Consider the following 12,185-nt stretch of genomic DNA (forward strand, 5'->3'; position numbering starts at 1 on the left):
GCTCGCGAGAGGAGGCGGGTGTGCGATGACACTGGCCGAACACAGCCACGACGCTCCTCCGGTCGAACTGGTCACGCTGACCATCGACGATCATGAGATCTCGGTTCCCAAGGGCACTCTGGTGATCCGCGCGGCGGAGCTGATCGGCATCCAGATCCCCCGGTTCTGCGATCATCCGCTGCTCGACCCGGTCGGCGCGTGCCGACAGTGCCTCGTGGAGGTCGAAGGGCAGCGCAAGCCGACGGCGTCCTGCACCACCACGGTGTCCCCCGACATGGTGGTCCGCACACAACTGACCAGCGCGGCCGCCGACAAGGCCCAGCGCGGCGTCATGGAACTGCTGCTGATCAACCATCCGCTCGACTGTCCGGTCTGCGACAAGGGCGGGGAATGCCCGCTGCAGAACCAGGCCATGTCCAACGGTCGGGCGGAGACCCGCTTCACCGACGTCAAACGCACGTTCCCCAAACCGATCAGCCTCTCGGCACAGGTGCTGCTGGACCGCGAACGTTGCGTGCTGTGCGCCCGGTGCACCCGGTTCTCCAACCAGATCGCCGGCGACCCGTTCATCGAACTCCTGGAACGCGGTGCGCTGCAACAGGTCGGCATCGCGCCGGGTGAGGCGTTCGACTCGTACTTCTCCGGCAACACCGTGCAGATCTGCCCGGTGGGTGCGCTCACCGGCACCGCGTACCGGTTCCGGGCCCGCCCGTTCGATCTGGTGTCGGTGCCCAGCGTGTGTGAGCACTGCGCCTCCGGGTGCGCGCAGCGCACCGATCACCGGCGCGGCAAGGTGCTGCGGCGCCTCGCCGGTGATGATCCCGAGGTCAACGAAGAGTGGAACTGCGACAAGGGACGCTGGGCCTTCACCTACGCCGACCGGGGCGACCGCATCCACACGCCGCTGATCCGGGACACCGACGGTTCGATGCGACCAGCGTCGTGGTCGGAGGCGGTGACCGTGACAGCGGCCAGACTGGCGTCCGCCGCCGGGCGCGCAGGCGTCCTGGTGGGCGGACGAACCACCGCCGAAGACGCACACGCGTACAGCAGATTCGCCCGAATCGTGCTGAACACCAATGACATCGACATGCGATCCCGGGCGCATTCCGCCGAAGAGGCCGAGTTCCTGGCCGCCCGCGTCGCCGGCCGCGTCATGACCGTCACGTACTCCGACCTCGAGAACGCACGAGCTGTGGTGCTGGCCGGGTTCGACCCCGAAGAGGAGTCTCCCATCGTGTTCCTGCGACTGCGCAAGGCCGTCCGCCGCAACGGTCTGGCCGTCACGGCAGTCGCGCCCTTCGCCACCCGGGGGCTGACCAAACTCAACGGCCGCGTGGTGATGTGCGCCCCCGGAGCGGAGGCCGACGCGCTCGATGCGCTGGCTCCCGATCTGCCCCCCGACGCCGTCATCCTGGTCGGCGAGCGACTGGCCACCAGCGCGGGAGCGCTCTCCGCGGTGGCCCGGTTGGCCGACCGTGCCGGTGCGCGTCTGGCCTGGATCCCGCGGCGCGCTGGCGAACGCGGGGCGCTGGACGCCGGATGCCTGCCCAACCTGCTGCCCGGCGGCCGCCCGGTCACCGACACGACAGCCCGCGCCCAGACCGCGGCGGCCTGGAATGTCACCGACCTCCCCGCTGCCCCCGGTCGGGACACCACCGCGATCCTGGCCGCGGCCGGCTCCGGCGACCTAGACGCGCTGATGGTCGGCGGTGTCGAAGTGGCTGACCTGCCCGACCCTGAGGCGGCGCGGGCCGCCCTCACCGCGGCCGGGTTCGTCGTGAGCCTCGAAGTGCGACACAGCGCCGTCACCGAACTCGCCGACGTGGTGTTCCCCGTCGCGCCGGTCAGCGAGAAGGCCGGGTCGTTCCTCAACTGGGAGGGGCGCCCTCGCCCGTTCGGCGCGGTCCTGCCCAGCAATGCCACCTCGGATGCGCGGGTTCTGCAGGCCCTGGCCGATGAACTCGGTGTCGATCTCGGGTTGCGCGATCCCGCGATGCCGTCGTGGGACGGGCCGGCGGCCCCCGACCCGACACACCCGGCCCGACCCGTGTCCGTCGGTGCCGGTGAGGCCGTGCTCGCGAGTTGGCGCCTGCTGCTCGACGCCGGGCGCCTCCAGGACGGCGAACCGCATCTGGCCGGCACTGCACGGGCACCCCAGGCGCGGCTGTCGGCCGCGACCGCCGCCGAGATCGGCGTCGACGCAGGCGAACCGGTCACGGTGCGCTCAGAACGCGGGACGCTGACGCTGCCACTGGTCGTCACCGATATGCCGGACCGCGTGGTGTGGGTGCCGATGAACTCCCCCGGCAGCGCGCTGTATTCGCAGCTGGGCGCAGACGTCGGCGACGTGGTGCGCATCGAGCGCGGAGGTGCGTCATGACCCAACCGGACCCGCAGGTCTTCGGCCATGACCCGTTGTGGCTCATCCTCGTCAAGGCCGTGGCGATCTTCGCGTTCCTGTTGCTGACGGTCTTGGTGGCGATCCTGATCGAACGGAAGATCCTGGGCCGCATGCAGATGCGGTTCGGCCCCAACCGCGTCGGGCCGGCCGGACTGCTGCAGTCGCTGGCCGACGGCGTCAAGCTCGCCCTCAAGGAGGGACTCGTTCCCGCCGGGGTCGACAAACCGATCTATCTGCTGGCACCGATCATCGCGGTGATCCCAGCCATCATGGCGTTCGCGGTGATCCCGCTGGGCCCCGTGGTGTCGGTCTTCGGTCACCACACGCCACTGCAGTTGACCGACCTTCCGGTGGCCGTGCTCTACGTGCTGGCGGTCACCTCGATCGGCGTGTACGGAATCGTGTTGGCCGGCTGGTCATCCGGGTCGACCTATCCGCTCCTGGGTGGGCTGCGGTCAACCGCCCAGGTGATCAGCTATGAGATCGCGATGGCGTTGACGTTCGTCTCGGTGTTCCTGTACGCGGGCACCATGTCGACGTCGGGAATCGTTGCCGCGCAGAACCACACGTGGTTCGTGTTCCTCCTTCTGCCGTCGTTCCTGGTGTACGTGACGGCCATGGTCGGTGAGACGAACCGGGCCCCGTTCGACCTTCCCGAGGCCGAGGGCGAATTGGTGGGTGGCTTCCACACCGAGTACTCGTCACTGAAGTTCGCGATGTTCATGCTCGCCGAGTACGTCAACATGACCACGGTCTCGGCCCTGGCCGCGACTATGTTCCTGGGCGGCTGGCACGCGCCCTGGCCGATCAGCCTCATCGACGGTGCGAATTCCGGTTGGTGGCCGCTGATCTGGTTCGTGGCCAAGGTGTGGACATTCCTGTTCCTCTACTTCTGGCTGCGCGCGACGCTGCCGCGGATGCGTTACGACCAGTTCATGGCCCTCGGGTGGAGGCTGCTGATCCCGCTCTCACTGGCATGGATCCTCACCGTGGCCATCGCCAAAAACGTCCGGTCCACGGGCGCCGAACCGTGGGTGACCGTGGTCATCTACGGCGCCTTCACTGGCGCACTGATCGTCGGCGCCGCGGTCTGGAACGCCCGTCGACACCACCGGCGCCGCGCGGCAACACCGCCGCTGCCCGACGACGGTCCGTTCCCCGTTCCACCGATTCCCAGCAAGGAGAACGCCCGTGTCTAAACTCCTCGACGCCATCTCAGGTTTCGGTGTGACCTTCTCGACGATGTTCAAGAAGCCGATCACGGAGCAGTACCCCGACGACAAGACGCCCACGCAGGCGCGCTATCACGGCCGCCACCAACTGAATCGGTATGCCGACGGCCTGGAGAAGTGCATCGGCTGCGAGCTGTGCGCGTGGGCCTGCCCCGCCGACGCCATCTACGTCGAAGGCGCCGACAACACCGAATCCGAACGGTTCTCGCCAGGCGAGCGGTACGGGCGGGTTTACCAGATCAACTATCTGCGCTGCATCGGGTGCGGGCTGTGCATCGAGGCCTGCCCCACCCGGGCGCTGACCATGACCAACGACTACGAGATGGCCGACGACAACCGGTCAGACCTGATCTACGACAAGGACAAGCTGCTGGCCCCCCTGCAACCGGGAATGACGCGGCCGCCGCACGCGATGGCCGAAGGCACCACCGACGACGACTACTACCTCGGCAGGGTCACGCGATGACCGCCGAGGCCGTCGCGTTCTGGGTGCTGGCCGTCATCGCGGTGGCCGGCGCGATCGGCGTGGTCGCCGCACCCAAGGCCGTGTACTCGGCGATCTTCTTGGCCACCACGATGATCAGCCTCGCCGCCCTCTATGTCGCACAAGATGCCCTGTTCCTCGGTGTGGTGCAGGTCGTGGTTTACACGGGTGCGGTGATGATGCTCTTCCTGTTCGTGCTCATGCTGATCGGCGTGGACTCCTCGGAGGCGCTGACCGAGACCCTGCGCGGTCAACGCGTCGCCGCCGTCGTCGCCGGGGTGGGTTTCGGCGGCCTTCTGATTGCCGGCATCGGGACGATCTCGACGACGGGATGGACGGGACTGGCACAGGCCAACGCCGGCGGCAACGTCCAGGGTCTGGCCGCCCTGATCTTCGTGAAGTACCTGTGGGCCTTCGAACTCACCAGCGCGCTGCTGATCACCGCGGCCCTGGGGGCGATGGTGCTCGCGCACCGAGAACGCTTCGAGCACCGAAAGACTCAGCGGGAACTGTCCCAGGAACGCTTCCGTGGCCGGGGCCACCCGACCACCTGGACCAGTTCCGGGGTGTACGCCCGACACAACGCCGTCGATGTGCCCGCCCGCCTGCCGGACGGATCTGAGGCCGCCGTGTCGGTCAGCGGCACCCTGGTGCGGCGAGGATTTGAAGGGGGTGGGCTGGATGAACCCCGATAACTACCTGTATCTCTCGGCGGTGTTGTTCACGATCGGCGCCTCCGGGGTACTGCTGCGGCGCAACGCCATCGTGATGTTCATGTGTGTCGAACTCATGCTCAACGCCTGCAACCTCGCGTTCGTGTCGTTCTCCCGGATGCACGGCCACCTCGATGGTCAGGTGGTGGCGTTCTTCACCATGGTGGTCGCCGCATGTGAGGTGGTGGTGGGCCTCGCGATCATCATGACCATCCACCGCACCCGCCATTCGGCCAACGTCGACGACGCGCACCTGCTGAGGCATTGATGACAATCCTGCCGCTGATCGCGCTGCCCCTTGCCGGTGCCCTGGTGCTGCTGCTCGGCGGTCGCCGGACCAACTCCTGGGGGCACCTGCTGGGGTGTGCCACGGTACTGGCCTCCTTCGCCTGGGGCGTGGTGCTTTTCGCTGATCTGCTGGCACGCTCCGCCGACGACCGCGTCGTCGACGAGCGGCTGTTCTCCTGGGTGCCCGTCGCGCAGTTGCAGGTGGACTTCGGCCTGCGTCTGGACGCGCTGTCGGTGTGCTTCGTGCTGCTGATCACCGGCGTGGGCGCGCTGATCCACCTGTACTCGATCGGCTATATGGCGCACGACCCCGGTCGCCGAAGGTTCTTCGCCTACCTGAACCTGTTCGTCGCGGCGATGCTGCTGCTGGTGCTGGCCGACAACTACCTCGGCCTCTACGTCGGCTGGGAGGGTGTCGGCCTGGCGTCGTACCTGCTGATCGGTTTCTGGCACCACAAACCCAGCGCGGCGACCGCGGCCAAGAAGGCTTTCGTGGTCAACCGCGTCGGCGACCTCGGCCTGGCGGTGGCGCTCATGGTGATGTTCGCCGGATTCGGAACCGTCTCGTACACCGGCGTGTTCAACGGGGCCTCGCAGGCCTCCACGGGAACGCTGACCGCGATCGGCCTGCTGCTGCTGCTCGCGGCGTGCGGCAAGAGCGCGCAGGTGCCGCTGCAGTCCTGGCTCGGCGACGCCATGGAGGGCCCGACGCCGGTGTCGGCGCTCATCCATGCGGCCACCATGGTGACCGCGGGTGTGTACCTCATCGTCCGCTCCGGCCCGGTGTTCAACCTGGCCCCTGCCGCCCAGACCGGTGTGGTGATCGTCGGCGCGGTCACGCTGCTGTTCGGCGCGGTGATCGGGTGCGCCAAGGACGAAATCAAGAAGGCGCTGGCGGCCTCGACCATGTCGCAGATCGGCTACATGGTGCTGGCCGCGGGCCTGGGCCCAGCCGGCTACGCGGTCGCCATCATGCACCTGCTGACCCACGGGTTCTTCAAAGCGGGCCTGTTCCTCGGCGCGGGTTCGGTGATGCATGCGATGGATGACGAGACCGACATGCGGCGGTACGGCGGGCTGAGATCGCTGCTGCCGGTCACGTTCGTCACGTTCGGCCTCGGCTACCTCGCGATCATCGGCGTGCCGCCGTTCGCCGGGTTCTTCTCGAAGGATGCCATCATCGAAACCGCCTTCGCCGCAGGCGGACTCCGCGGCTGGCTGCTGGGCGGCGCGGCCCTGCTCGGCGCGGGCATCACGGCGTTCTACATGACCCGGGTCATGCTGATGACGTTCTTCGGTGAGAGGCGCTGGGCGCCGGACACCCACCCGCATGAGTCGCCGCCCGTCATGACGCTGCCGATGGTGGTACTGGCCCTTGGGTCGATCGGCGCCGGTGCCCTGCTCGCGCTCGGTGGCCGGTTGGCGCACTGGCTCGAACCGGTCGTCGGCAGCCATGAGGCCCACCACGTCGTCCCTGTCTGGGTCATGACGGTCATCACCTTGTCGGTGGTCGCCGTGGGCGTCGGCGTCGCCTACCGCATGTACGCGACCCGCGCGGTACCGGAGGTCGCGCCCGAGGAGGTGTCGGCGCTGACCGTGGCCGCCCGTCGGGACCTCTACGGTGACGCGGTCAACGAGGCCGTGTTCATGCGCCCCGGTGAGCAGCTCACCCGGGATCTTGTGGTGGTTGACGACAAGGGCGTCGAGGGCGTCTCCACCGGACTGGCCGCACTCGTCGGGCGCACCTCGGACGGACTGCGGCGACTGCAGACCGGATTCGCACGCTCGTATGCGCTCTCGATGTTCGCCGGCGCCGCGTTGGTCATCGGCCTGATGTGGGTGGTGAGCGTGTGGTGAGCGTGCCTTGGTTGACGGTGCTGTGGGCGATCCCGATGATCGGCGCGGCGGTGATCATCCTGCTGCCCGCCGGGGCACGGCACGTCGCGAAGTACGCCGCAGTCGCGGTGTCGATCGCGGTGCTGGCCGTCGCACTGCTTCTGGCCGCCCGGTTCGACACCGCCGGCGCGCAGTATCAGTTCGTCGAGGACCATCCCTGGATCCCGTCGTTCGGCACCGGCTACATCCTCGGGGTGGACGGCATCGCGCTGGCGCTCGTGCTGTTGACCGCGGTCCTGGTGCCGTTGCTGCTGATCGCGGGGTGGAACGACACCCCCGATCCGACCGCACTGTCCGGACGCGCCCCGCACGCCTACGTCGCGCTGGTCCTGGCCGTCGAGGGCATGGTGCTGATCTCGCTGGTCGCCCTCGACGTGCTGCTGTTCTACGTCTTCTTCGAGGCCATGCTCATTCCGATGTACTTCCTGATCGGCGGCTTCGGCGCGGGCACGGGACGGTCCCGGGCTGCCGTGAAGTTCCTGCTGTACAACCTGTTCGGCGGTCTGGTGATGCTCGCTGCGGTGATCGGCCTGTATGTCGTGACCGCAGGCAGTGCGGCGTTCGACGGTGGCACCTTCGACTTCCGGGCCATCGTCACCGCGGTCGCCGACGGTGATCTCGCGGTCAACCCCGCGATCATGCACGCCCTGTTCCTCGGCTTCATGTTCGCCTTCGCCGTCAAGGCGCCACTGTGGCCGTTCCACCGGTGGCTGCCCGACGCCGCGGTCGAGTCCACGCCTGCCACGGCCGTGCTCATGATGGCGGTCGTCGACAAGGTCGGCACATTCGGCATGCTGCGCTACTGCCTGCCACTGTTCCCCGACTCCGCGACACTGTTCCGACCCGTGATCATCACGCTCGCGGTGATCGGCATCGTCTACGGCGCGATCGTGGCGATCGGGCAGACCGACGTCATGCGCCTGATCGCCTACACGTCGATCTCCCACTTCGGTTTCATCATCCTGGGCATCTTCGTGATGACCAGCCAGGGTCAGTCCGGGTCGACCCTGTACATGGTCAACCACGGGATCTCGACGGCCGCGCTGTTCCTGATCGCGGGATTCCTGGTGTCGCGCAGGGGGTCCCGAATGATCGCGGACTACGGCGGAGTGCAGACTGTGGCCCCGGTGCTGGCCGGTACGTTCCTGGTGGCCGGGCTGGCCACGCTGTCGCTGCCGGGCCTAGCGCCGTTCGTCAGCGAATTCCTGGTCCTGATCGGGACATTCACGCGCTACCCGGTGCTCGCGGTGTTCGCCGCCACCGCATTGGTGCTCTCGGCCGTCTACGTGTTGTGGATGTACCAGCGAATGATGACCGGGCCGGTGGCAGAAGGCAACGAGAACCTGCGCGACCTGCACAGGCGGGAACTCGTCGTGGTCGCCCCCCTGGTGGCGCTGCTGCTGGTGTTGGGCATCTATCCCAAACCCGCGTTGGACGTGATCAATCCGGCCGTCGAGCACACGCTGACCACCATCGGCCAGACCGACCCTGGGCCGGCCGTCGCGGAAGGACCGGGCAAGTGACCCTGCAGGCACCGTCAGTCGAGTACGCCCAGCTGGCACCCATGCTGATCGTGTTCGGCGTGGCCGTGGCCGGCGTGCTGGCTGAGGCATTCCTGCCCCGAGGCCGCCGATTCGGAACGCAACTGGTGCTGAGCCTGGGGGGCCTGACCGCGGCCCTGATCGCGGTGATCGCCGTGGGACGGGGTCTGCACGGCGGGCTGGGCGACGCCACGGTGTCCGGCGCGGTGGCCGTCGACGCACCGGCACTGTTCCTGCAGGGCACCATCCTGCTGATCGCGATCCTCGGTGTGCTGTTGATCGCCGAACGCAGGCTCCCCGATCCCGAATCAGAGGAGACCGCAGGCGGTCTGGACGCCTTCACCCCCCAGGCCGCGGCGGTCGCGGGCAGTGTGGCCGAGAAGCTCGCGACCCGGGCGGGGATCGTGCAGACCGAGGTCTTCCCGTTGACGATGTTCGCCGTCGGCGGACTGCTGTTGTTCCCGGCGTCCAACGATCTGCTGACGATGTTCATCGCCCTCGAGGTGCTGTCGCTGCCGCTGTACCTGATGTGTGGGCTGGCGCGCCACCGTCGTCTGCTCTCGCAGGAGGCGGCGCTGAAATACTTTCTCCTCGGGGCGTTCTCGTCCGCGTTCTTCCTGTACGGCGTCGCCCTGCTGTACGGCGCGACCGGGACGTTCTCACTGACCGGCATCGGCACGGCACTGTCGGAGAACGACCACTCAACGCTGGCGCTGTTCGGCGTCGCCCTGGTCACGGTCGGCGTGCTGTTCAAGGTCGGCGCGGTGCCGTTCCACTCCTGGATCCCCGACGTCTACCAGGGCGCGCCGACGCCGATCACCGGATTCATGGCGGCCGCGACCAAGGTCGCCGCGTTCGGCGCCATGCTGCGCATCTTCTACGTCGCGGTCCCCGAGATGCGCGGAGAGTGGCGGCCCGTGCTGTGGGCGATCGCGATCCTGACCATGGTGGTGGGCACCGTCACCGCGATCCGCCAGACCGACGTCAAGCGCATGCTGGCGTACTCGGCCGTCGCGCATGCCGGGTTCCTGCTCACGGGCGTCATCGCGCTCACCGACAGCGGCGTGTCCGGCACGCTGTTCTACCTGTTCGCGTACGGCTTCTCGACGCTGGGAGCCTTTGCGGTGGTGAGCCTGGTGCGCGACCGCACCGGCGCCGAGGAGACCGACATGGCCCGCTGGGCCGGGCTGGGGCGGCGCTCTCCCGTTGTGGGCGCGGTGTTTTCGTTGTTCCTGCTCGCGTTCGCGGGCATCCCGCTGACCAGCGGCTTCGTCAGCAAGTTCGCGGTGTTCAAGGCCGCAGGTGAAGGTGGGGCCATCCCGTTGGTGATCGTCGGCGTGCTCGCCAGCGCCGCGGCCGCCTACTTCTACGTCCGGGTGATCGTGTTGATGTTCTTCACCGACCCGCCCGCCGACGGCCCGACGGTGATCCGGCCCAGTTGGACCAGCACGGCCACCGTCACCCTGACCGCGGCGATCACGCTGGCGTTGGGCGCACTGCCACAACCCCTGCTGGACCTGGCGAACAGTTCCGTGCTGTTTGTACGCTGAGCCTGTCGGGCGGGGGAACAACCGAAAGGACTGTCATGGCCGACAACTGGAACGAGAAGATCATCGAGGAGTTCCGCGCCAACGAGGGCCACGTCGGTGGCCCGTTCGAAGGCGCGACACTGCTGCTGCTTCACACCACCGGCGCCAAGTCCGGGAAGGAGCGCGTCAACCCCGTGATGGCGTTCGACTTCGACGGACGCCTGCTGGTCGTCGGGTCCTACGCGGGCGCCGACGTCGACCCGGCGTGGCTGCACAACCTGCGCGCCCACCCGCAGGCCCACATCGAAATCGGCACAGACGCCTACGATGTGCGGGCCACCGAACTCCCACGTTCCGAGCGAGATGCCGTGTACCCCCGAATCGCCGCTCAGGCACCGGGATTCGGGGAGTACGAGACCAAGACCGACCGCGTCATCCCGGTCATCGAGTTGCAGCGGATCTGACTGCGCTAGCGTCGATGCATGGCTGACGTCCTCACCACCGATCACGACGCCGTGCGCGTGATCGCACTGAATCGCCCGCAGGCCCGAAACGCGCTCAACCGCGCGCTGATCGAGGAACTCTTCGCCGCGATGTCGGTCGCCGACGAGGCCACCGAGGTGCGGGCGGTCGTCCTGACCGGCACCGACCCCGCGTTCTGCGCGGGCGTCGACCTCAAGGAGGCCCAGCAGTTCGGACGGGAGTACTTCGCAAAGTTCCAGTCACACAACTGCATCGCCAAACCCGCCGAGATGGCCACCCCGATCATCGGCGCGGTCAATGGGCCGGTGTTCACCGGAGGCCTCGAGATGGCGCTGGCCTGTGACTTCCTGATCGCCTCCGAGCGTGCGGCCTTCGCCGACACCCACGCCCGCGTGGGCATCCTCCCAGGCGGCGGCATGACGGCCCGGCTTCCGCAGCGAGTCGGTGCGGCGATGGCGCGGCGCCTGTCGATGACCGGCGAGGTCGTCGACGCCGCGCGCGCCGAACGCATCGGTCTGGTGACCGAGGTGGTGCCGCATGACCGCCTTCTCCCCCGCGCCCTGGAGCTGGCAGCCCAGATCGCCGAGGTGCCCGGGCCCACCATGGCCGCCCTCAAGGAGATCTATCAGCGCGGCTGGGCCGGCGTCACCGATCCGGCACTGGCCGCCGAGAAGCAGATCGCGGGTGCGCAGCAGTTGGACACCAGCGATCTCGCGCAACGCCGGGAGGCCGTGATGGCCCGCAACAGAGGTCAGTTACTGTAAGTCCCTCGGTAACAGTCGGGAGGACTGCACAGTGGCCAACATGACCCCGTATTTCGTGCCCGACGTCGACGCACTCGTCCCGAACACCATCGCCCAAGGCGGTTGGGGCCCCACGCTGGGCGGACATGTACTGGGGGGCCTGCTGGCCCGCGAGATCGACTCGCTGCGGGCCGACCTCGACCTGGTGCCGGCGCGGTTGACGGTGGACATGCTGCGCCGCGTGGCCACCGCGCCCGTGCGGGTCCACGCGAACGTGTTGCGGGTCGGGGGCCGGATGCAGGCCATTGACGGCGAAATCATCCAGAACGACGAGGTGGTCGCACGGGCCTCGGCGCTGTACCTGCGGCGCAGCGACCAACCAGGGGAACGCGCCTGGAGCACGCCGATCGAATTGCCGCCCCTGCCCGTCGAACCGGCCGAATTCGACGATGCGATGCCGATGTTCGTCAAGCCCTACGGCCGTGACCCCGCCGCGGGTGGCCAGGGCATGGTGTGGCAGCACGACGGCCCGCGGTACGGGTGGGTGCGAGAGGTGCGGGAACTGGTTGCCGGCGAGAAGAACTCGCCGTTCGTACAGGCGGCCCTGGCGGTCGACGTGACCGCCTCGCTGACCGGATTCTCCACGTCGGGCCTGGGCTTCATCAACGCCGACTACACGCTGACGCTGTGCCGCCTGCCGGAGGGCCCCTACATCGGGATGGCCTCACTGGCCCACTACAGCGACGCCGGATTGGCCACCGGCACCGCGAGCCTGTTCGACACGCGCGGACCGATTGGCACCGGTGTCACCACCGCAATCGCCAACCCGCACTTCGGCGCCCGGACGTTCGTCCGGGGGTAGCGTGCGCTGC

The 12,185-nt window shown here is 68.2% G+C and carries 11 protein-coding genes; all 11 read left to right on the top strand.

Annotation, left to right across the window (positions count from 1 at the left end; translation table 11 throughout):
- The first annotated feature begins 25 nt into the window (after nucleotides 1-25).
- The 11 genes from G6N34_RS16390 to G6N34_RS16440 are packed head-to-tail and all read left to right on the top strand — an operon-like array spanning nucleotide 26 to nucleotide 12,175.
- Complete coding sequence (locus tag G6N34_RS16390) at nucleotides 26-2,383, top strand: NADH-quinone oxidoreductase subunit G (RefSeq protein ID WP_085148416.1); 2,358 nt, start codon at nucleotides 26-28, stop codon at nucleotides 2,381-2,383.
- Nucleotides 2,380-3,603, top strand: a complete 1,224-nt coding sequence (gene nuoH, locus G6N34_RS16395) for an NADH-quinone oxidoreductase subunit NuoH (RefSeq protein WP_085148419.1) — start codon at nucleotides 2,380-2,382, stop codon at nucleotides 3,601-3,603. Before G6N34_RS16390 ends, nuoH begins: the two co-directional genes overlap by 4 nt.
- Nucleotides 3,596-4,102 carry an NADH-quinone oxidoreductase subunit NuoI gene (gene nuoI, locus G6N34_RS16400; RefSeq protein ID WP_085148422.1) on the top strand — a complete coding sequence of 169 codons (507 nt, stop codon included), beginning with the start codon at nucleotides 3,596-3,598 and terminating at the stop codon, nucleotides 4,100-4,102. Before nuoH ends, nuoI begins: the two co-directional genes overlap by 8 nt.
- Complete coding sequence (locus G6N34_RS16405; RefSeq protein WP_085148425.1) at nucleotides 4,099-4,815, top strand: NADH-quinone oxidoreductase subunit J; 717 nt, start codon at nucleotides 4,099-4,101, stop codon at nucleotides 4,813-4,815. The genes nuoI and G6N34_RS16405 overlap by 4 nt, the downstream gene beginning before the upstream one ends.
- Nucleotides 4,802-5,101 (top strand): NADH-quinone oxidoreductase subunit NuoK, encoded by a 300-nt coding sequence (gene nuoK, locus G6N34_RS16410; RefSeq protein ID WP_085148428.1) that lies wholly within the window; start codon nucleotides 4,802-4,804, stop codon nucleotides 5,099-5,101. The genes G6N34_RS16405 and nuoK overlap by 14 nt, the downstream gene beginning before the upstream one ends.
- Complete coding sequence (gene nuoL / locus G6N34_RS16415; protein ID WP_085148431.1) at nucleotides 5,101-6,978, top strand: NADH-quinone oxidoreductase subunit L; 1,878 nt, start codon at nucleotides 5,101-5,103, stop codon at nucleotides 6,976-6,978. The genes nuoK and nuoL overlap by 1 nt, the downstream gene beginning before the upstream one ends.
- Complete coding sequence (locus tag G6N34_RS16420) at nucleotides 6,972-8,540, top strand: NADH-quinone oxidoreductase subunit M (protein ID WP_085149955.1); 1,569 nt, start codon at nucleotides 6,972-6,974, stop codon at nucleotides 8,538-8,540. The genes nuoL and G6N34_RS16420 overlap by 7 nt, the downstream gene beginning before the upstream one ends.
- Nucleotides 8,537-10,108, top strand: a complete 1,572-nt coding sequence (gene nuoN / locus G6N34_RS16425; RefSeq protein ID WP_085148435.1) for an NADH-quinone oxidoreductase subunit NuoN — start codon at nucleotides 8,537-8,539, stop codon at nucleotides 10,106-10,108. The genes G6N34_RS16420 and nuoN overlap by 4 nt, the downstream gene beginning before the upstream one ends.
- A gap of 35 nt (nucleotides 10,109-10,143) precedes the next feature.
- Nucleotides 10,144-10,551, top strand: coding sequence for a nitroreductase/quinone reductase family protein (locus G6N34_RS16430; RefSeq protein ID WP_085148438.1), 408 nt, complete (start codon nucleotides 10,144-10,146; stop codon nucleotides 10,549-10,551).
- Nucleotides 10,552-10,569: 18 nt separating this feature from the next.
- Complete coding sequence (locus tag G6N34_RS16435; protein WP_085148441.1) at nucleotides 10,570-11,334, top strand: enoyl-CoA hydratase; 765 nt, start codon at nucleotides 10,570-10,572, stop codon at nucleotides 11,332-11,334.
- Nucleotides 11,335-11,374: 40 nt separating this feature from the next.
- The gene (locus G6N34_RS16440; protein ID WP_085149957.1) at nucleotides 11,375-12,175 is read left to right on the top strand and encodes an acyl-CoA thioesterase domain-containing protein; all 801 of its coding nucleotides are present in this window, start codon (nucleotides 11,375-11,377) and stop codon (nucleotides 12,173-12,175) included.
- Nucleotides 12,176-12,185 lie beyond the last annotated feature (10 nt).

Origin of the sequence: Mycolicibacterium confluentis, from assembly GCF_010729895.1 — a bacterium.
GTDB lineage: Bacteria > Actinomycetota > Actinomycetes > Mycobacteriales > Mycobacteriaceae > Mycobacterium > Mycobacterium confluentis.

What these genes read in the sequence shown, in the direction of transcription:
- G6N34_RS16390 (WP_085148416.1), top strand. Translation starts at nt 26, where the DNA reads ATGACACTGGCCGAACACAGCCACGACGCTCCTCCGGTCGAACTGGTC.
- nuoH (WP_085148419.1), top strand. Translation starts at nt 2,380, where the DNA reads ATGACCCAACCGGACCCGCAGGTCTTCGGCCATGACCCGTTGTGGCTC.
- G6N34_RS16405 (WP_085148425.1), top strand. Translation starts at nt 4,099, where the DNA reads ATGACCGCCGAGGCCGTCGCGTTCTGGGTGCTGGCCGTCATCGCGGTG.
- nuoK (WP_085148428.1), top strand. Translation starts at nt 4,802, where the DNA reads ATGAACCCCGATAACTACCTGTATCTCTCGGCGGTGTTGTTCACGATC.
- nuoL (WP_085148431.1), top strand. Translation starts at nt 5,101, where the DNA reads ATGACAATCCTGCCGCTGATCGCGCTGCCCCTTGCCGGTGCCCTGGTG.
- G6N34_RS16430 (WP_085148438.1), top strand. Translation starts at nt 10,144, where the DNA reads ATGGCCGACAACTGGAACGAGAAGATCATCGAGGAGTTCCGCGCCAAC.
- G6N34_RS16435 (WP_085148441.1), top strand. Translation starts at nt 10,570, where the DNA reads ATGGCTGACGTCCTCACCACCGATCACGACGCCGTGCGCGTGATCGCA.
- G6N34_RS16440 (WP_085149957.1), top strand. Translation starts at nt 11,375, where the DNA reads ATGACCCCGTATTTCGTGCCCGACGTCGACGCACTCGTCCCGAACACC.